At 73.6% G+C, this 20204-nt stretch carries 17 protein-coding genes; 8 read left to right on the top strand and 9 right to left on the bottom strand.

All coding sequences use genetic code 11. The features are described from left to right. Positions 1-99 precede the first annotated feature (99 nt). The 6 genes from ABD998_RS06605 to ABD998_RS06630 all read right to left on the bottom strand — a co-directional run bounded on the left by ABD998_RS06605 (position 100) and on the right by ABD998_RS06630 (position 5745). Complete coding sequence (locus ABD998_RS06605) at positions 100-912, bottom strand: ABC transporter ATP-binding protein (RefSeq protein ID WP_345437267.1); 813 nt, start codon at positions 910-912, stop codon at positions 100-102. After that, positions 909-1958, bottom strand: a complete 1050-nt coding sequence (locus ABD998_RS06610) for a FecCD family ABC transporter permease (protein ID WP_345437269.1) — start codon at positions 1956-1958, stop codon at positions 909-911. The genes ABD998_RS06605 and ABD998_RS06610 overlap by 4 nt, the downstream gene beginning before the upstream one ends. Continuing rightward, the gene (locus ABD998_RS06615; RefSeq protein WP_345437271.1) at positions 1955-2998 is read right to left on the bottom strand and encodes an iron chelate uptake ABC transporter family permease subunit; all 1044 of its coding nucleotides are present in this window, start codon (positions 2996-2998) and stop codon (positions 1955-1957) included. The genes ABD998_RS06610 and ABD998_RS06615 overlap by 4 nt, the downstream gene beginning before the upstream one ends. A gap of 4 nt (positions 2999-3002) precedes the next feature. Beyond that, positions 3003-3893: a siderophore-interacting protein gene (locus tag ABD998_RS06620; RefSeq protein ID WP_345437273.1), complete on the bottom strand. Its 891-nt coding sequence runs from the start codon at positions 3891-3893 to the stop codon at positions 3003-3005. Then, positions 3890-4855, bottom strand: a complete 966-nt coding sequence (locus tag ABD998_RS06625; RefSeq protein WP_345437275.1) for an ABC transporter substrate-binding protein — start codon at positions 4853-4855, stop codon at positions 3890-3892. The genes ABD998_RS06620 and ABD998_RS06625 overlap by 4 nt, the downstream gene beginning before the upstream one ends. 107 nt (positions 4856-4962) lie before the next feature. Continuing rightward, complete coding sequence (locus tag ABD998_RS06630; RefSeq protein WP_345437277.1) at positions 4963-5745, bottom strand: helix-turn-helix transcriptional regulator; 783 nt, start codon at positions 5743-5745, stop codon at positions 4963-4965. A gap of 56 nt (positions 5746-5801) precedes the next feature. Here ABD998_RS06630 and ABD998_RS06635 point away from each other — a divergent pair, with 56 nt between their 5' ends. The 5 genes from ABD998_RS06635 (at position 5802) to ABD998_RS06655 (ending at position 12514) form a co-directional block, all read left to right on the top strand. After that, positions 5802-7376: an ABC transporter ATP-binding protein gene (locus ABD998_RS06635; protein ID WP_345437279.1), complete on the top strand. Its 1575-nt coding sequence runs from the start codon at positions 5802-5804 to the stop codon at positions 7374-7376. Next, entirely contained in the window at positions 7373-9082 is a 1710-nt protein-coding gene (locus ABD998_RS06640; RefSeq protein ID WP_345437281.1) for an ABC transporter ATP-binding protein, read from the top strand. The genes ABD998_RS06635 and ABD998_RS06640 overlap by 4 nt, the downstream gene beginning before the upstream one ends. A 77-nt stretch (positions 9083-9159) precedes the next feature. Next, positions 9160-10557, top strand: a complete 1398-nt coding sequence (locus tag ABD998_RS06645) for an MFS transporter (protein ID WP_345438246.1) — start codon at positions 9160-9162, stop codon at positions 10555-10557. A gap of 136 nt (positions 10558-10693) precedes the next feature. Continuing rightward, on the top strand, positions 10694-11527 hold the full coding sequence (locus tag ABD998_RS06650; RefSeq protein ID WP_345437283.1) for an HAD family hydrolase: 834 nt from the start codon (positions 10694-10696) through the stop codon (positions 11525-11527). A 114-nt stretch (positions 11528-11641) separates the two neighbouring features. After that, complete coding sequence (locus tag ABD998_RS06655) at positions 11642-12514, top strand: helix-turn-helix transcriptional regulator (RefSeq protein ID WP_345437285.1); 873 nt, start codon at positions 11642-11644, stop codon at positions 12512-12514. A gap of 34 nt (positions 12515-12548) precedes the next feature. On the opposite strand, the gene ABD998_RS06660 is transcribed toward ABD998_RS06655, so the two are convergent. Further along, positions 12549-13742: an MFS transporter gene (locus tag ABD998_RS06660; RefSeq protein WP_345437287.1), complete on the bottom strand. Its 1194-nt coding sequence runs from the start codon at positions 13740-13742 to the stop codon at positions 12549-12551. Between the two features lie 250 nt (positions 13743-13992). Between ABD998_RS06660 and ABD998_RS06665 the strand changes: the two genes are divergently transcribed. Beyond that, positions 13993-16311, top strand: coding sequence for an immune inhibitor A domain-containing protein (locus ABD998_RS06665; RefSeq protein WP_345437289.1), 2319 nt, complete (start codon positions 13993-13995; stop codon positions 16309-16311). Between the two features lie 232 nt (positions 16312-16543). On the opposite strand, the gene ABD998_RS06670 is transcribed toward ABD998_RS06665, so the two are convergent. After that, positions 16544-17113, bottom strand: a complete 570-nt coding sequence (locus ABD998_RS06670) for a MarR family winged helix-turn-helix transcriptional regulator (RefSeq protein ID WP_345437291.1) — start codon at positions 17111-17113, stop codon at positions 16544-16546. A gap of 133 nt (positions 17114-17246) precedes the next feature. Here ABD998_RS06670 and ABD998_RS06675 point away from each other — a divergent pair, with 133 nt between their 5' ends. Both ABD998_RS06675 and ABD998_RS06680 read left to right on the top strand, forming a co-directional pair. After that, entirely contained in the window at positions 17247-18383 is a 1137-nt protein-coding gene (locus ABD998_RS06675; RefSeq protein ID WP_345437293.1) for a hypothetical protein, read from the top strand. Between the two features lie 329 nt (positions 18384-18712). Then, the gene (locus tag ABD998_RS06680; protein ID WP_345437295.1) at positions 18713-19078 is read left to right on the top strand and encodes a YchJ family protein; all 366 of its coding nucleotides are present in this window, start codon (positions 18713-18715) and stop codon (positions 19076-19078) included. Between the two features lie 83 nt (positions 19079-19161). Here the strand turns inward: ABD998_RS06680 and ABD998_RS06685 are convergent, their stop codons facing one another. Next, on the bottom strand, positions 19162-19941 hold the full coding sequence (locus tag ABD998_RS06685) for a lytic murein transglycosylase (RefSeq protein ID WP_345437297.1): 780 nt from the start codon (positions 19939-19941) through the stop codon (positions 19162-19164). Positions 19942-20204 lie beyond the last annotated feature (263 nt).

The raw sequence follows: 20204 nt of genomic DNA on the forward strand, positions 1-20204 counted from the left end.
AGTCGCGCTGACTCAAGGGTACGACGAAGGCGTCATGCTGTCAAGCGAACTTGATATGAGTCGGCTCAGGTTTGACATCGCCGCAGTCGTCGTCGCCCGTCACAGCGGCACGACGAGCGGGGTGCCCGAGTGCGGATCGGGGATGACCGTGCACGGCAGGCCGAAGACTTGCTCGACCCGCTCCGCGGTGACGACCTCCGCGGGAGCGCCGGCGGCGACGACCTCGCCCGCGCGCATCATGACGATGCGGTCGGCGAAGCGCGCCGCCTGGTTGAGGTCGTGCAGCACGGCCACGACGGTGCGCCCCTCGCCGTGGAGCCGGCGGAACAGCCTCAGCAGCTCGTACTGGTGCGCGATGTCGAGGAACGTCGTCGGCTCGTCGAGCAGCATCGTGGGCGACTCCTGCGCGAGCAGCATCGCGACCCACACCCTCTGCCGCTGCCCGCCCGAGAGCTCGTCCACGAGCCTCCCCGACAGCTCCGTCGTCGCGGTCGCCTCGAGCGCGGCCGTGACGGCGGCCTGGTCGGATGTCGACCACTGGCGCAGGATCGTCTGGTGCGGATGGCGGCCGCGCGCCACGAGGTCGGACACGCGGATGCCGTCGGGGGCGATCGACGTCTGCGGCAGCAGCCCCAGCCGTCGGGCGATCTCTCGCGTGGGCAGCGCCGTGATCGCCTTGCCGTCGAGCAGCACCTCCCCCTGCGTCGGCCGGATGAGTCGCGCGAGCGCACGCAGGAGCGTCGACTTGCCGCACGCATTCGGCCCCACGACGACCGTGAACGATCCGACGGGGATCTCGACGTCGAGGTGCTCGGCGACGGCGCGGCCGTCGTAGCCGAGCGACACGTCGCGCGTGGCGAGCTTCGCCTGCGCTATCGAGGAGAGGGTGGATGGTGCGGAGGTGAGGGTCATCGCCTTCTCGCTTCCTGGATGAGCAGCCAGATGAGGTAGACGCCGCCGAGGCACACCGTGACGAGGCCGACGGGGAGCTGCGACGGCGCGAACAGCCGCTGGGCGAGCACGTCGCTCGCGACGAGGAGGAGCGCGCCCACCGCGGCGGATGCCGTGAGCGTCACGCCGGCCGAGCCGGTCAGACGCCGTGCGATCTGAGGGGCGGCCAGCGCGATGAACGCGATCGGGCCCGCCATCGCCGTGACGACGGCCGTGATGCCGACGCCGACGACGATGAGCGCGACGCGCACGGCGCCCGTGCGCACGCCGAGCGCCGCCGCGGCGTCTTCTCCCAGCTCGAGCAGGTGCATCCGGTCGGCGAGGCAGGCTGCGGCGATCGCGAGCGGCACGATGACGCAGGCCGCCACGGCGACCTGCTCGAACGTCACGGCGTTGAGCGAGCCCGAACCCCAGGCGCTCGCGAGGAGCGCGAGGTTGAGGTCGGCGTTGAGGATGATCCAACTGTTGAGCGAGGAGAGCATCGACGCGATGCCGATCCCGACGATGATGAGCCGGAACCCCTGGAAGCCCCGGCGGAACGCGAGGAGGTACACGACGAGCGCCGTCGCCGCGCCGCCCGCGATGGCGCCCGCCGCGGTGGCCGCGACGCCCGTCCCCACGGTGGTGATGACGAGGAGCGCGCCCGTGTAGGCGCCCGCGTCGAACCCGATGATGTCGGGGCTGCCGAGCGGATTGCGCGTGAGCGACTGGAAGATCGCGCCGCCGACCCCGAGCGCGACGCCGAAGAGGAGGCCTGCGAGCACGCGCGGCAGGCGCCACTCGACGACGACCAGCCGCGCGCGCGGCTCGCCCGTCCCCGCGAGGGCGCCGAGGACCTCGGGCACGCTCAGGGCCGACTCCCCCAGCGTGAGCGCGACCACGCCGACGGCGGCGGCCAGCACGGCCGCCGCCGCCGTGACCGCGGCCGCGCGCACGCCGATGCGGCGCGACGCGATCGGCGTGCGGAGGACGACGACACGGCGCCCGGCGTCGAGGGCGGCGGTCACAACGCGCTCGCATTCCGGCGGCGCACGAGGGCGATCAGCACGGGCGCGCCGATGACCGAGGTCACGATCGACACGGGGAGCTCGCCCGTGGGCAGCACGAGCCGGCCGACGACATCGGCCGCGAGCAGCAGGAGCGGCGCGGCGAAGAGCGTTCCCGCGAGGATCCATCCCTGATGCGGGCCGACCATCCAGCGCACGACGTGCGGCACCATGAGGCCGACGAACGCGACGGGGCCCGCCGCGGCCGTCGCGGCGCCGCAGAGCAGCGTCACGGCGACGATCGACAGGATGCGGGTGAGCACGACGCGCGAGCCGAGCGCCGTGGCGAGGTCGTCGCCGAGCGCGAGCGCGTTGAGCGAGGGCGCGAGGCAGAACGCGATGACGATGCCGGCCGCGAGGAACGGGAGAACCGTGTAGGCGTCGGCGGCGATCGCCGTGAGCGATCCCACGTTCCACGAGCGCATGGAGTCGAACACCCGCGGGTTGAGGAGGCCGATCGCGGCGACGACGCCGCCCATGACGGCCCCGAGCGCGACGCCCGACAGCGTCATCCGCAGCGCATCGGGGGCACGACCTCCGGCCGATCCGATGAGGTAGACGAGCACGGTGGCGACGATCGCGCCGGCGAACGAGAACCAGATGTACCCGCTCGCCGACGCGACGCCGAAGAAGGCCAGTCCCACGACGACGCCGAGGCTCGCCCCCGCGTTGACGCCGAGGATGCCCGGATCGGCGAGGGGGTTGCGCGTGAACCCCTGGATGAGGGCGCCGGCGATGCCGAGGGCGGCCCCGACCGCGAGGCCGACGACGGTGCGGGGGATCCGCATGTCGCGCACGATGGCGCCCGCGTCGCCCTCGCCCGTCACGAGCCCCGCCCAGACCGAATCCGGCCCGATGCGCTGCGATCCGAGCACGATGCTCGCGACGCACACGACAGCGAGGGCCCCGGCGAGGGCGAGCACGACGAGCCCCCGCCTCGCGGTGCTCGCATCGGCGGGCATCGCGTCGGAGGCCGCCTCGTCGAGAGCCGGACCGGCCATCCGATCAGAGCCCCAGCTTCTCGAGCTCGGCCTCGTACGCGTCCTCGATCTCCTCCTGCGGGCGCGACTCGTCGTCCCACATCGCCATGAGGCGGTCGCGGACGGCGTCGTCGAGCGCGTCGTAGCGCTCGCGCCAGGCCTCCGCGTGCTCCGTCCAGTAGCCGATGACCTTGTACGCGTCGGAGGGCAGCTTCAGCCCGTGGCGCAGGTGGCGGCGGACGCCCCGCGTCGCCTTCGTCTCGCCGGCGACCCAGACGTAGCCGGGTCCGGACGGCAGCTCCGAGGCGCGCACGATCTCCTCGATCCGGGTGGGCGCGTGGCCGTTGCCGCCGTGCACCCAGTGCAGCTCGACGCCGTCCGGCACCACGAGGGGGAGCTCGTCGGCGGCGGAGGCGACCTCGACGACGACGCGTGTGCGGACGCCCGCGGGCGCCGTCTCCGCGAGCCGCGCGGCGGCGGGGAGCCCGGTCGCGTCGGCGACGAGCAGCTGCCAGGCGATGCCGGCCGGCGGATCGTACAGGCCCTTGGGGGTGTTGACCCCGACGACGTCGCCCGGCTGTGCGCGCAGCGCCCAGGCCGCCGCGACGCCGCCGTCGTGCACGACGAAGTCGATCGTGAGCTCGCGAGCCTCCTCGTCCCATCCGCGCACCGTGTAGGTGCGCAGAGGGGCGGGCTCGACGCCCTCCGGATAGTCCCAGTAGCCGTTGTCCGTGGGGAACGGCAGCTTCGGCTCCTCGCGGCCCTCCTGGGGGAAGAAGACGCGCAGGTACTCGTCGCCGACCCCGGTCGAGACGAAGCCCTCCAGGCCGTCTCCGCCGAAGACGACCCGCGCCATCCCGGGGCTCAGGCGCTCGACGCGCTGCACGACGACGCGGTGCACGAGGTTCACGGTCATCCGAGCAGCGCCTCCTCGACGACGCTCAGGAAGGCGTCCTGACCGCTGGGCGAGCCGTAGAGCATCTCGTAGTTGAAGCCGTGGATCTCGCCGTTCTGCACGAACGGCAGCGCGTTCCAGAGCGCGTTGCCCGTGAGTGCCTCGTCCGTCTCGACCGCCACGGAGCCGTCTTCGTTCGCCCCCGTGAAGGCGATGTCGACGCCCTCCAGCTGGCCGACCTGCTCGGGGCTGAGCTCGGTGTACTCGTCGCCCGCGGGGAGGCCCTCGTCGGTCGCGTTCATGAGCGGCGACATCTCGAGGCCGAGGTCGGCGAGGACGAGGCACGGCACGCCGTAGCACGACGTCGTCACCTGCCCCTCCCACAGGCCGATGTCGGCGACGACGGGGTGGATGTCGGCGGCGTCCAGCCGCTCGCGGATGTCGGCGACGCGCGCCTCGTACTGGTCGACCCATGCCTGCCATTCGTCCTCGCGCCCGAGGTCGACGGCCGCCTGCGCCGCGACGTCGCGCCAGTCGCCGCCGTCGAACGCGTTGTACGTGTAGGTCGGGGCGATCTTCTGCAGCTGCCCGTCGAGGTCCTCCTCGTAGCCGAGGCCGTTGAGGATGAAGTCGGGCTCGGCCTCGAGCACCGCTTCGAGGTTGAACTCGGGGAAGTTCCCGAAGGTGTCGAGGCCCGCGAGCTCCTCCTGCGGGAAGAAGTCGGGGAACGCGGTGAAGTCGTCGCGGATCGGCTGCGTGCCGGCGAGCTCGAAGCCGAGCGTGATGAGCAGGTCGACGTCGGTCGTGTAGAAGCCGAGGGCGGCCTGCGGCTCGGCCGGCATCTCGATGTCGGCGCCGGTCGGCGTCGTCACGGCGACGGTCGCCGCGTCGTCGGCCTCGGTCGAGGTGGTCGAGCTCGCACACGAGGCGAGCAGGAGGCCCGTCGCGGCGAGCGCGGCGAACGTCAGAGCTGTGGAGCGCATGGTGGTGTCTTCCGGGAGGGTTCGGGGGAGCCGACCGCCTTAAGTAAGGCTTGGCTAACCCAGTATGAACCGGCCGATTGTCGCCATCCGGACAGATCGTGTCGCGCTCAGGCCGAGATGCGCGCGGATCGGCTGCGTGCCGATGCGTACTCCCCCGGCGTCCGGCCGATCTCGCGCCGGAACGCCTGCACGAACGCGCTCGGCGTGGCGTACCCGGCCCGTCGGCTCACGCTCACGACGGTGTGGTCGGCGGCGAGCCACTCGATCGCCCTGCGCATGCGGGCGCGCGTGCGCCACCCGGCGAAGCTCATGCCCGTCTCGGCGACGAAGAGCCGGGAGAGGTTCCGCGCGCTCGCACCCACATGGCGACCCCAGTCCTCGATGGTCCTGTCGTCGGACGGATCGGCGAGGATGGCCTCGGCCACGCGCCGGGTGCGCTCGTCGGAGGGGATAGGCAGGTCGACCGTCGCGACCTCGACGGGCTCGAGCAGTCCGAGCGCGAGCTCCTCGGCGTGCAGGCGGGCGGCGGGCGCGAGGTACGGGGCCGCCTCGAGCCGGTCGAGCAGGGCGCGGACGACCTCGGGGATGACGACGGCCGTCGTCGACGGCGCGACGGGCGCGATCTCGGCCTCCACGAACGTGCAGCGGAACGCCGTGCCGGCGGCCGCGACCACGCGATGCGCCACGCCGGCGGGGATCCAGAGGCCGAGCGCTCCGGGGACGGCGAAGTAGCCGTCGTCGGTCTCGGCGGTGAGGGTTCCCCTGCTGCCCCAGAGCAGCTCGTGGCGAGCCTCGTGGACGTGCTTCTCCCACTCCACGCGATCGGACACGTCGAAGGAGTTCGTGCCGATGCGCCAGACGGGCGGGGCATCCTGTCCGATCTGCGACATCCTCTGTCCACCTGTCGTCTTGTCGTCAAGGTTAGGCGACCCTAAGCTACCACGACGTGCCCACCCTCGTCTCCCCCTGGATCCGCGGACGACGCGGTCTCCTCGCCCGCGCCTCGCTCGGATTCTCGCTGCATCAGGCCTGCGAGGCCGCCGTGCCCATCGCCGTCGGGATCGTCATCGACGTCGCCATCTCGGGCTCGGACCCCGCGGGCCTCGCGATCGGCATCGGCCTGCTGGCGGTCGTCTTCGCGGCGCTGCTGTCGTCGTGGCGGATGGGCGAGCTCGCCGCCATGCGCCTCTACGTCGACATGGACTACGCGGTCCGCCGCGATCTCCTCTCGCGCGCGCTCGACCCTTCCGGCCGCGCACGGCGCGGGGGCGGCGAGGCGCTGTCGCTCCTCACCTCCGACGTGTCAGAGACCGCGTCGGTCGCCTGGATCCTCGGCCGCGCGGCCGCCTTCGCCGTCGCGATCGCGGTCGCGGCGGCGGGTCTCCTCGCAATCTCCGTCCCGCTCGGGATCACGGTGCTCGTCACGACGCCGCTCCTCGCCTTGTCCGTGCACCTCGTCACGCGCCCGCTCGAGCGCCGTTCCGCCGCCGAGCAGGCGGCCCTCGCCGACTCCTCGGCGATCGCGTCGGACCTGCTCACGGGACTGCGCACCGTCAAGGGTCTCGGGGCCGAGGACGAGGCCACCCGCCGGTTCGGGCGCGCGAACGCGGCGACGCTCGCCGCCGCCCTGCGCGCAGGCAGCGCGGAGGGCATGTTCTCGGGGGTCAGCGCGCTGCTCTCCGGCGCCTTCCTGGTCGTGCTGGCGGTGCTGGCGTCGAATGCCGCGCTCGACGGCACGATCACGGTGGGCCAGCTCGTCACGGTGATCGGCCTCGCACAGTTCCTGCAGTGGCCTCTCACCTCGCTCGCCTTCACGGGCGCGGAGCTCGCAACGGTGCGCGCATCGCGCCGCCGCATCGAGGAGTTCGCGTCCGGCGTCGAGACGTCCCCGCACGCCGACGTCGCAGCTCCCCTCGGGGCCGTGCGGATCGTCGGCGCGGACGGGGGGCCGCTCGCCGGCCTCGCCCTCGACATCGCGGCGGGCGAGTTCGTCGGCGTCGACGCCGACGAGGAGCGCGCCCGCGCCCTGGAGGCGCTGCTCGGCGGCGTCGCACCCGCCGCCCACGGCACCGCCCTCGTCGACGGCGAGCCGCTCCTGCGTCCCCCGTCGCCGGGCGTCGCGCGCGTGGTGTCCGCTCCCCATGAGGCGGCCATCCTCACGGGCACGGTCGCCGACAACGTCGGCGTGCGCAGCCGGGATGACATCGCCACCGCCGCGGCGCTCGAAGACGTCCTGGCCGTCGACGGATGGGACAGGGCCGTCGGCGAGCGCGGCCGGCTGCTCTCGGGCGGCCAGCGCCAGCGCGTCGCGCTGGCGAGGGCACTCGCCTCCGACGCGGTCGTGCTCGCCCTGCGCGAGCCGACGACGGCGGTCGACGCCGTGACCGAGTCGCGCATCGCGGCCGGCATCCGCGAGCTGCGCTCCGGGCGCACGACCATCCTCCTCACCCGCAGCCGTGCGCTGCTGGCCGTGTGCGACCGCGTCGTCACGGCCGACGACCTCGTCGGAGAGCCCGCATGAGCCTGCCCCTCGCCACCGCAGACTCCCGCCGCACGCGGCGCGCGCTCGGAGAGCTCGTGCGCGGCCAGGCCGCCGGCTTCGCCGTCGCCGTCGCGGCGCTCGCCGCGGGCGCCGCGGCCGGCGTCGCGAGCCCTCTCGTGCTCGGCGCCGTCGTCGACGCCGTGACCGCGCGCGAGCGCGACGACGTCACCGCGCTCGTCATCGCCCTCGTCGCGGTCGTCATCGTGCAGGCGCTCACGGCGGTCTGGTCGCGCGTCGCGGTCGTCCGCGTCGGCGAGCGCATGCTCGCCCGTCTGCGCGACCGGCTCGTGACGCACGTGCTCCGTCTGCCGGAGCGGCGCGTGGAAGACGCGGGGCGCGGTGAGGTCGTGTCGCGCGTCTCCGGCGATGTCGCGGTCGTCGGCGACACCGTGTCGTCGGTCGTCCCCGGCACGGCGGCGGCCGCCTTCTCGATCGCGGCGGCGGCGGCCGGGCTCGGGGCGATCGACCTGCGGCTGACGCTGGCGGCCTGCGTCGCCGTGCCCATCCAGTGGCTCGCGCTGCGTCGGCACCTGCGGAGGTCCATGCCCGTCTACCGCGCATCGCGGGCCGCAGCGGGCGAGCGATCGCAGCGCATGCTCGAGGCCATCGAGGCGCGCGGGACCCTGACCGCCTTCGGCACGACGCGGATGGCGGAGGAGCGCGTGGACGAGTCGGCCCGCCTCACCGCCGACCTGTCGATGCGCGCGACTCGGCTGAGCGCGCGGTTCTGGGGCCGGCTCAACATGGCGGAGTTCGCAGGGCTCGCCGCGGTCCTCGTCATCGGCTTCGCCCTCGTGCGCAGCGGAGCGGCGAGCATCGGCGCCGCGACGGCCGCCGCCCTGATGTTCCTGAACCTCTTCGGCCCGATGGGCACCGTGCTCGCCGGGTTCGACGACCTGCAGCGCGCCGCGGCGAGCCTCGCGCGACTCGTGGGCGTGCTCGACGAGCCGGTGGAGACGGCGGCGGACGTGAGCGCCGGCGCGCGGGCACCGGTCGGGATCGAGATCTCGGGGCTCAGCCATGCGTACGGCGAACGCGTGGTGCTCGACGACGTGAGCCTGGCCATCCGGCCCGGCGAGCATGTCGCGATCGTCGGCGCGAGCGGTGCAGGCAAGTCGACGCTCGCCGCGCTCGTCTGCGGACGACTCGACGTCGAGCGCGGGTCGGTGCGCTTCACGGGTGCGGCGGCCCCGCGCATCGTGCTCGTCACGCAGGAGAACCACGTCTTCGCAGGCGCGCTCGCCGACGACCTGCGGATGGCCGCGCCCGACGCCGACGACGAGGCGCTCCGTGGAGCGCTCGCGGCAGCGGGGGCGGACGGGTGGGCCGCACGCCTCCCCGACGGGCTCTCGACCGCCGTCGGGGCAGGCGGGCAGGAGCTCACCGAGGTGCGTCGGCAGCAGCTCGCCCTCGCGCGCGTGCGCCTCGTCGACCCCGACGTGCTCGTGCTCGACGAGGCGGCGTCCGAGGCGGGGAGCGCCGACGGCGACGTGCTCGACCGGGCGGCGCTGCGGCTCGCCGCGGGGCGCACGACGCTCACGATCGCGCACCGGCTGGAGCAGGCGCGCGCCGCCGACCGCGTCGTCGTGATGGACGCCGGCCGGGTCGTCGAGGAGGGCACTCACGCGCAGCTGCTCGCGGCGGGCGACGGCTACGCCCGGCTGTGGCGGGCGTACGGCGCGTGAGCGGGCGCTAGTCTCGGCGGGAAGGGGCGCGAGGGGGCGCCACCGCGCGTTCACCGAGGAGGCCTAGCGTGACCGACATGCCCGACTCCGCGCATCCGCCCGCCCCGCCCGCGACAGCCGACAGCGGAGCGCTCCCCGTCATGGGCCTCGACCTCGCCGAGCAGCGCTCCACGACCCGTGGCACGATCTTCGCGTGGGCGCTGTGGGACTGGGCGACGCAGCCCTTCAACACCGTCATCCTCACGTTCATCTTCACGGCGCTCTATCTCACGACCGACGTCTTCCTCGCCCCCGAGGTGCGGGCGCTCGCCGACGACGATCCCGTCAAGGTCGCCGCCATCGCCGACCTCACCTCGGGACTCGGCTGGGGCACGACGATCGCCGGCCTCCTCATCCTCGCCGTCGCTCCCGTCCTGGGTCAGCAGGCGGATGCCGCGGGACGGCAGAAGCTGTGGCTCGGCATCGGCACGGGTGCACTGGCCGCCTGCATGCTCGGCCTGTGGTTCGTCGAACCGGCACCCGCCCTGTTCTGGCTCGGGGTCGCGCTCATCTCGGCGGGCACCGTGTTCGGCGAGATCGCGGCGGTCAACTCCAACGCCATGCTCGTCGGCATCGCGACGTCGAAGACGATCGGCCGCGTCTCCGGACTCGGCTGGGGATTCGGGTACCTCGGCGGCATCGTCGCCCTCGTCCTCGTGATCGTCTTCTACGTCGCCGACTGGTTCGGACTGTCCGAGGAGGGCGGGCTCCCCTTCCGCCTCATCGCCGTCGGCTGCGCGCTGTGGACGATCGCGTTCTCGATCCCGATCTTCCTCAAGGTGCCAGAGCCCTCGCTCGGCCGTCCGGAGCGGCGCGCGGGCTTCCTGCAGTCGTACCGCCTGCTCGTGCGCGATGTCACGGGGCTCTATCGATCGCCTGCGACGCGGCACACGTTCTGGTTCCTCCTGTCGAGCGCCGTCTTCCGCGACGGCCTGGCCGGCGTCTTCACGTTCGGAGCCGTCATCGCCTCGGCCGTCTTCGGCTTCGAGTTCCTCGACCTCGTGATCTTCGGCGTCGCCGCGAACCTCATCGCCGGCATCTCGACGATCGTCGCCGGCCGCCTCGACGACCGGTTCGGGCCGAAGCGCATCATCCTCTTCTCGCTCGCGGCGATGGTCGTCTCGGGGCTCGCCGTCTTCGCCCTCGTCGGCGCGGGCCGCACGGTGTTCTGGATCGGCGGCCTCGCGCTGTGCGTCTTCGTCGGGCCGGCCCAGGCCGCATCGCGCTCGTTCCTCGCGCGCGTCACGCCCGCCGGCCGCGAGGGCGAGATCTTCGGCCTCTACGCGACGACGGGCCGCGCCGCGAGCTGGATGGCCTCGGCCGCGTGGGCGGCCCTCATCGCGATCACGGGGCAGACGGCCTTCGGGATTCTCGGCCTCGTCATCGTGCTCCTCGCCGGCTTCCTCCTGCTGCTCCCGGTCAGGGCGACGCGGTAGCGCGCCCCGCGCCGGACGCATCGCAGGAGATCCAGCGCGAAGCGCGACCAGAGCGCCCGGGATGGCCCGCATCGCGCCCCGTCGGCCGCCGGATCTCCTGCGGCATGTCCGCAGGGCAGCGGGGTAGCGTCGGGGGATGACCCGCTCCTCCCGCCGCCGCATCGTGTTCCTCGACATCGACGGGACGATCCTCGACCACGACGGCACCATCCCCGCCTCGACGATCGCGGCCATCCGCGGCGCACGGGCGAACGGGCACCTCGTGTTCCTCGCGACGGGCCGCACCCCGCTCGAGATCGACGAGAAGGTCACCGACATCGGATTCGACGGCATCGTCGCGGGCGCCGGGGCGTTCGTCGAGCACGACGGCGCCTGGGTCGTCGAGCACCTCATGCCGGAGGACGCCTGCCGCCGCCTGCAGGAGGAGCTCGAGGCGCTCGGGCTCGACTACGTCCTGCAGGGCCGCGAGTACGCCCACCCGACCCCCGGGATGCAGGCGCGCCTGCGGCAGCAGCTCGGCCTCCCCGACGGCGACCCCGGCACGGCCGAGCGCGGGCTCGGCCGCTACCTCGGCGAGATCGCCCCGCTGCGCCACGACCTCACCGCGAAGGCCGTCTTCTCGGGCGACGACCTCGGCGCCTACGACGCCGTCGTGCGGGCGCTCGGCGCGGAGTTCACCGTGATCACGGGAACCATCCCCGGGATGGGCACGGCGAGCGGCGAGGTCTCGATGCCGGGCGTGACGAAGGGCAGTGCCATCGTCGAGCTGCTCGACCGCCTGGACATCGACATCGCCGACGCCGTGGCGATCGGCGACAACAACAACGACCTCGAGATGCTCGAGGCGGTCGGCCTCGGCATCGCCATGGGCAACGGCACGCTCGAAGCCAAGGAGGCGGCCGACGAGGTCACCGATCCCCTCGACGAGGGCGGCCTCGCGAACGCGTTCCGCCGCCACAGCCTGATCTGAGCCCGCGCATCCGGGCCGGCGCATCCGGGCCGGATGCGGGGGCCGCGCACGCTCTCCCGGGAAGAAGCACGCCGCGGCACGCGTTGGCTCCGGCATGAGCGGAGCGACGAACACGTGACCGGCGGCGATCCGCACGCCCTCGAGCACCTGCTGGCGACGCTCGACTGGCGGCTCGTCGAGGCGAGCCGCCCGGAGATCGACGCCGGCGGACGTCTCGCCCTCCCTGCGGGCGAGACGCTGCTCGTCTACGTCGCCGCCGGCTCGGCGACAGCGGAGGGCGGGAGCCGCGTCGGCTGCGCCGTCGCCGAGGATGCGCAGCTGCACCCGGCGCCCGACAGCGCGCTCGTCGAGGGCGACGCCCTCATCGCGATGGGCCGCGCGGACGTGCGGTTGGAGAGCTCGGCGGGCGCTTCGCTCGTCATGGCGCGGCTGCGCGACGCGTCGGCCGCCGCGCATCTGCTCGACGTCATCCCCGACGTCGTGTCGGTCTACGGCTTCGCGGCGCTGGAGCCGACGGCCGCCGCCCTCGCCGCGACCCTCGGCCCCGGCACGACGCCGCGCTCCGGCGACCCCGTCATCTGCGGGCTGATGGCGACGACGGTCGTGCTCGCGCTGCTGCGCGCGTGGACCGAGGCGGGCTGCGCCCCCGCCGGATGGCCCGCGCGCTCCTCCGATCCGCACCTCGCCCACGTGCTCGAGGCCATCCACCGCGACCCCGGCCGCAGCTGGACGCTCGATGCGCTCGCCGCGATGGCGACGATGTCGCGGACCGTGTTCGCCGAGCGCTTCCGCGCCGCGACGGGGGCGGCTCCCCTCGGCTATGTGACGGGCGTGCGGATGGCCGCGGCGAAGGCGCTGCTCGCCGGCGCGACCGTGTCGGAGACGTCGCGCGCGCTCGGCTACGGCTCGGACGAGGGCTTCAGCCGCGCGTTCCGCCGCCACACGGGGATGACCCCGACGGCGTGGCGGGCCGGCGCGGTCGTCTGACGGCCCGAGACGGCAGCGCCGGGCGCGCGCGTCGTCAGCGCCTGCCGGCGATCCCGAAGAGCGTCGCGCCGACCGCGACGGCCGCGATGCCCGTGAGGTAGGCGGCCTGCACGCCGGCGGCGTCGACGAGCAGCCCGCCGACGGCCGCGGCGAGCATGATCGCGAGCTGGAAGCCCGCCACGACGAGACCGCCCCCTGCCTCGAGCCGGTCCGGCAGTCGCCGTCCGATCCAGGCGTTCAGCACGATGAGCCACGCGGCGAAGGCGGCGCCCCACACGACCACGGCGGCCCCGACGACGCCGAGCGACGTCGGCCACACGACGACCGCGACGATCGGGAGCCCGACGAGCACGGGGACGACGGCCGACAGCAGGGCCAGGTGGCGGTCGACGATCGCCCCCGTCACGATGTTGCCGACGAGGCCGCCCACGCCGAAGAGCGCGAGCAGGACGACGATCGACCCCTCGGCCAGCGGTTCGCCATCCTGCTGGATGCGCTCGAGCGCGAGCCGGATGTAGGTGTACGCCGTGAAGTGCCCGAAGACGGTCAGAACATGGCCGGAGAGCCCGAGCCCGATGCCGGGTCGGCGGAGCGTGCTCGCGAGGATCCCCAGGCTCGCCGCGCTCTCGGACGGCACGCGCGGCAGCAGCAGGCGCACGGCGACGCCCACCGCCGCCGTCACGACGGCGGCGCCGGCGAACACGGCACGCCAGTCGGCGATCGTCGAGAGCAGGACGCCGAGCGGCACGCCGAGCACCGTAGCGAGCGACGTCCCGGCGGTCGTGAACATCACGGCGCGCCCCAGCCGCTCCGGCCCGGCGATCCGCGCCGACACCGTGAGCGACATCGCCCAGAAGCCGCTCAGCGCTGCCCCCAGCAGCACGCGCGAGGCGAGCACGATCGCGAGCGACGGCGCGATCGCGACGAGGAGGTTCGACGCGGCTGCCGCGAAGGCGAGCCACACGAGGAGCGTGCGGCGGTCGAGCCTCGGCACGAGCAGGCCGATCGTCGGCGCCACGAGGAAGCCGACGAGGGCCGTCACCGTGACGGCCTGCCCGGCCTGTCCCGGTGTGACGCCGAGGTCGCGGGCGAACTCCGTGAGCACGCCGTTGGGCAGGAACTCCGCGGTGACGAGCAGGAAGCTCGTGAGCATCATGACGACGAGCGCCGCGGAGCGGAAGCGGGGCCGGGCGGGCGCGGGAGCCGTCAGGGAGAGCGTGTCGGTCATGACGGAGGTCAACGCCCCCGCGGCGCGTTCCTTCCGACGCGACGTCCGGACCATCCGACCGATCGTCCGGGAGCCCGATCGACCGGCCGCTCGGGGCATGGGCAGAACTCCCCATGCGCGAAACGCCGCAGGACATTCCTGTGTAACACCTGGGTGCCTAGGTTCGGATCATCCGCCCGCTCGGCGAGGTCGCCGTGCGGGTTCCGGGCGCCGGCCGACCGCCGGCGCGACGACATCCCTCGGAGGAACAGTGAAGTCACGCACCGCATGCGCCCTGGGAGCAGCGATCCTGCTCGCTGGCGCGTTCGTCCCGACCGCCGCCACCGCGGCACCCGGCGCGGCGGAGGAGACCCCGCCGCTCGACGCCGCCGCCACCGCGCAGGAGGACAACCGGCCCGACCCCCTCGCCGAGAAGCGCACGGAGGAGAAGCAGCAGGCCGCCGAGCTCGTCGCGACCGGGCAGGCCGACATCCAGCAGCGCGGGTCCGGCAAGAGCAAGACGCGCGTCGTCGAGATCGCGCCGGGCGACTACGTCGAGTACGGCGTCCAGGAGACCGCCCAGCTGTTCTCGATCCTCGTCGAGTTCGGCGACGAGGCCGACACGCGCTTCCCCGACGCCCCCGCGTCGGGACCGCTGCACAACGAGATCCCCGCGCCCGCCGAGGGCGACAACTCCACCTACTGGGAGGAGGACTTCTCGCGCGAGCACTTCCTCGAGATGTTCTTCACCGGCCTCGAGGACCAGGGCGGCGAGTCGTTCGCGGGCGTCTACGACGAGATGTCGTCCGGCCGCTTCGATCTGCAGGGCGACGTGTCGGATTGGGTCACGGTGCCGTACGCGGAGGCCTCGTACGGCCAGACGGAGTCGCAGGACGACATGACGCGCTTCATCCAGGACTCTGCCGACGCCTGGTACGACGCCCAGGTGGCCGCCGGCCTGACGCAGGACGAGATCGTCGCGGAGCTGCAGCAGTACGACGTCTGGGACCGCTACGACCTCGACGGCGACGGCATCTCGAACGAGCCGGACGGCTACATCGACCACTTCCAGGCCATCCACGCAGGAGAGGGCGAGGAGGCCGGAGCACCCGAGTGGGCGATCTGGTCACACCGCTGGGCCGTCGGCCAGTCGGGCCTCGGCACGGAGGGACCGGCCGACTACGCCAAGGTCGGCGGCGTGCGCATCGGCGACACCGACATCTGGATCCGCGACTACACGACGGAGCCCGAGAACGGCGGCCTCGGGGTGTTCGCGCACGAGTTCGGCCACGATCTCGGACTGCCCGACTACTACGACACCGACGGCGGCGAGAACGGCACCGCGTTCTGGACGCTCATGAGCTCCGGCTCGTGGCTCGGCCACGGCGACGGCGCGATCGGTACGACGCCCAACCACATGGGCGCGACCGAGAAGCTCTTCCTCGGTTGGCTCGACTACGCCACGGTCGACGCCGGCACGTCGGCGACGATCGACCTCGGACCGTCGTTCCACGCGACGACGCGCCCGCAGGCGGTCATCGTCAACCTGCCGGACGGCGAGGAGTTCATCGAGACGGGGCCCGCGGCATCCGGGACGAAGTACTTCTTCTCCGGCAGCGGAGACGGCCTCGACACGACCGTGACGAGCCCGGTCTTCACGGTTCCCGCGGACGGCGCGCTGACGGCGCAGGTGTCGTACGACATCGAGGCGGAGTGGGACTACGCGTACGCCGAGATCACGACCGACGGCGGCGCCACCTGGACGGCGCTCGCGACCGACCACTCGACGACGGACGACCCGAACGGGGCGAACCTCGGCAACGGCATCACGGGGGCGACCGACGGTTGGGCGCCGCTCTCGGCCGACCTGTCGGCCTACGCCGGCGCCGACGCGCAGATCCGCTTCCGGTACGTCACGGACGGCGCCGTGTCGAACCCCGGGTTCCAGGTCGACGACATCGCCGTGGGTGACGCCCTCGCGACGGACGTCGAGGACGACGGCGCGGGCTGGACGCTCGACGGCTTCGTGCTGATCGACGGCGGCGGATACACGGTGCCCTACACGCACTACTACATCGCCGAGAACCGCGCGTACGGCGGGTACGACCTCACGCTCGCGGAGGGTCCGTACAACTTCGGCTGGTCGACGTCGGCGCCGAACACCGTCGAGCACTACCGCTACCAGGACGGACTTCTCATCTGGTACGCGAACTCGCTCTACGCCGACAACAACGTCTCCGCCCACCCGGGCGGCGGCGAGGCGCTCCCCGTCGACGCCCGTGCGGCGGCTCTGACGTGGTCGGACGGCACGGTCGCCCGCAACCGCATCCAGTCGTTCGACGCGACGTTCGGCCTCGACAAGACCGACAAGCTGTCGCTGCACCGCGAGACGGAGGCGGGCATGACGACGCTCACGGTCGGCAAGCAGAAGCCGGTCGCGGTGTTCGACGACACCGACCCGTACGCGTACTACGACGAGAGCAACCCGCAGAACTCCGTCATCGTCGGCGGCACGGGCACGACCATCCAGGTCGTGAAGGCCGACGCGAAGGCCGGAACCATGCGCATCGCGGTGACCGCCGGGGAGTGATCCCGGCGTGACCCGGAACGCCGGGCGGCCGCTTCGGCCGCCCGGCGTTCCGTGTTGCGCGGGATGGCGGGGGCGGGCGGGCAGCACGGGCGCGGGGCGGGCGTGCACACCGCAGGAGATCCGCGCTCGGCGCAGCCGGTCTGGCACGCGACTCTGCGGATGGCACCCCGTGCGATGGAGGGATCTCCTGCGCTGCATCCGCGGGGCGGGGCGCGCCGGGGGCGGGCCCCGCTCAGGGGGTGGGCGGTCGCTGCGGCCACGCGTCGGCGAGGCGGGTCAGCAGCGCGGCGAGCTGCTCGCGCTCGGCGTCGGTGAATCCCCCGAGAGCCTCCTCCACCGCGTCGGCGCGGGCGCCGCGGGTGCGGGTGGCGAGAGACCTCCCCTCGTCCGTGAGGACGATGAGCGTGCGGCGGGCGTCGTCGGGGTCGGCCTCGCGCCGAGCGTGCCCGGTCTCCACGACGGCGGTCACGAGGCGGCTCGCCCGCGGCTGGTCGACGCCGAGACGCTCGGCGATCTGCCCGACCGACAGCGGCGCATCCGCCGACACGAGCACCTCGAGCAATCGCATCCGCGCCACCGAGCGGCCGAACGGCCCGTGCGGATGGTCGCCATGGGGCCCGTGCGGATGGCCGTGTCCGTGCGCGAACGGGCCGCGTCCATCGGCCCCGGGGAACGGAGCCGCGCCATCCGGCCGGCGCCCCTCGAAGCCCGGGGGTCGCCCGAACGGGCCCTCGCCCCCTCGGCGCCCGAGACGCAGGCGTGCGAGGGCGGCGGCGATGCGGGCGGCGGGCGCGTCGGACATGGAATCCAAAATACATGACATTTGACATGCACCGATCTTGCATGTCATCATGCATACATGTCATCTGACATATGAAGCGGATCGATCCGCCGGTGCCGACAGGGCGCCACCGATCCGCGACGAGAGGATCACCATGACCACCGACACGAACACACCCGACACACCCGACACACCCGACACACCCGACGTCCCCGACACCGACCGCACCGCGCGCCGCCCGCTCGGGTTCTGGCTCACGGCCGCCGACGCCGTGCTCGCCCGGGAGATCGACGACGCCTTGGCGTCCGAGCACGTCGACCGCCGCGACTGGCGTCTGCTGAACGCGCTCGCCGGAACCGTCGACGCCCCGGGTCTCCACGACCGTCTCGCACGCAAGCCGCATCGGGTCGCGCGTCTCGCCGACCGCGGATGGACCGCGCTCGAGGACGGGGAGTGGACGCTCACCGACGACGGACGCGCCGCCCTCGCCCGCATGACGACGGCGGTCGCCGCCGTGCGCGAGCGCGTCGCGGCGGCCGTGCCCGCCGACGACCTCGCCACGACGATCGCCTCACTCGAGTCGATCGCACGCGCACTCGGATGGGAGGAGGGCGCGCCGCTCCCCCGCCGTGGGAAGCGCGCAGGACGAGCCGAGCCCCGCGGCCGGCGCCGCGGCGTCGAGCCGGAGGCGCACGGTGCCTGGCCGGTGCGCGGCCACGGGTTCGGGCCGGGGCACGGGCGCACGTTCGGACCGGGGCACGGGCACGGGCGCGACCACGGGTTCGGGCGCGGCTTCGGGCCGGACGGACACGGCATCGGGCAGGGCCACGGGCGCGACATCGGGCAGGGCCACGGGCACGGGCGCGACTTCGGGCCGGACCACGGGCGCGACTTCGGGCAGGGCCACGGGCGCGAGTTCGGGCCGGACCACGCGCGCGAGTTCGGGCCGGGCCACGGGCGCGAGCGCGAGTTCGGGCCGGGCAACGGGCACGCGCGCGACCACGGGTTCCGGACGGACGGCCGCGGCTTCGGGCCGGACGACCGCCACGGGTTCGACCCGCACCGAGGCCACGGTCACGACCGGGGAGGGCGACGTCGGCGCGACGTCGCCACGGGCCCCCGGCATGGCGCGGGGATGGGCCAGGGCGATCACCGCCGCCACGGCTTCGACCCGGACCAGAACCACGACCGCTGCGTCGGCCCGGACCGCCGGCACGGCGCCGGCATGGCCCAGGGCGACCACCGCCGCCACGGCTTCGGACGACCCCACCGCCGCGACGACGCCGCGTGACCAGCTGCTCGCGTCGCACGATCTGCCCTCCCGAGCAGCAGGACGTGCGACGGGCAGCACCCTCCGCGTCCGGCGGCGGCGTTCGAACGTCGCCGCCGGGCATTCGCACATCCCTCCAGGCATTCCGCGCGGTGCATACCTTCCCCTCCGCGGTCTGTGCACAGCCTCTGCCCGCGCGATCACGGCCCTGCCGTCTCGCCCCTCCACAGCGTCTCCACACTGCGTACAGCGCTCTGCACACCTTCTCCACATGGTTATCCACAGGCTGGGGAGAAGCCCGGGAGGCGTATGCGCGGCGGGCATTCGAACGCACGCCGTAGGCTCGCCCCGTGAGCTTCGCCGAGACGTGCCCGTGCGGCAGCGGCCGCCCCTATCCGAGCTGCTGCGGCGCGCTCCACAGCGGCGCGCGGGTCGCCGCGACGCCGGAGGAGCTCATGCGCTCCCGGTACGCCGCCTTCGCCCGCGGCGACGCCGACTACCTCGTGCGCACGTGGCATCCGCGCACACGCCCTGGCGAGCTCGATCTGCGCGACAACCCCGTGTGGACGGGTCTCGAGATCGTCGAGGCGAGCGGAGACGAGGTCGCGTTCGTCGCGCATTTCACGACGGCAGATGGCCCCGGATCCCTCTCCGAGCGATCGCGTTTCACCCGGCGCGGCGGCCGTTGGGTCTACGTCGACGGCGACGTCGCGTAGCCCTCACGCCGTGCGTGGGCGGAATCCGCCGCCGACGTGCCGCCGAACCGGCCGAAACCGCCCACACGCGATCTGGATGATCGCTACCCTGCGGCGGCGTAGCGGGTCGCCGCCTCCGCGACCTGCAGCTGGTAGTCGTCGGTGTCGTTGTACGAGCGGATGGCCGCGATCCAGGCGTCCGATCCCTCGAGCGTGCCGCGCGCCTGGCAGAGGTAGCGGGCGGCGGTGAGCGCGACGTCGTCGATGTCGTGCGGATCGACGACGCCGTCGCCGTCTCCGTCGACGCCCCAGATCGCCCAGGTCTCGGGGATGAACTGCATCGGCCCGACAGCTCGGTCCCACATCGTGTCGCCGTCGAGCGATCCGCCGTCGGTGTCGGGGATGGCCATGGTCTCGTTCGTCCCGTCGAGCGGGATGCCGACGATCCCCGGGCGCGCGACGCCGTCGGCGTCGATCGCGCCGCCGAGCAGGGTGCCGTGATGGCTCTCGACCCATCCGATGCCCGCGAGCGTGTTCCAGCCGACGGCGCAGCCGTAGCGCGTCCGCGCGGCCAGGTCGGCGGCCGCGTATGCCGAGAGCGCGCGCTCGGGGATGCCCGTGGCGGCGGCCACGCGCACGACCCATTCGGCGTCGACCACGGCGGCGGCCGTCGCGGTGTCCGCCGAGGTGGGGGTCTCCTCGGCGGAGAGCGGTGCGGCGGGCTCGGCTGCGGTGACCGCCGGGCTCGGCGGGGCGGGCGGCTGCCCCGGCTGCAGCGCAAGGGCGAGGAGCCCGCCGATGACGCCGAGCGCGACTACGCCGCTCACGGCCGAGACGGCGATCTGCGCGCCGTTCCGCCGCGCCGTCCGCCTCCTCCGTCCCATCCGCTCAGCCTGCCCGATGCGCCTGACCGTCTGCCCCGCGGAGGGCACGGAGGACACAGCGCAGGAGATCCACACACCCCCGAGGCGGGCACGCCGGAGACAGCGCAGGACATCCGCACACCCCCGCGACAGGCGCCCGCACCATCCGGGCAGAGGCCGCGGGCCGGGGCTCAGGATCTCCTGCACTGTGTCCACCTCCGCACGGGCTCCACCACCTGCACAGGCTCCACCTCCTGCACTGTGTCCACCGCCCGCCAGGATCC

Source organism: Microbacterium gilvum (genome assembly GCF_039543865.1).
GTDB lineage: Bacteria > Actinomycetota > Actinomycetes > Actinomycetales > Microbacteriaceae > Microbacterium > Microbacterium gilvum.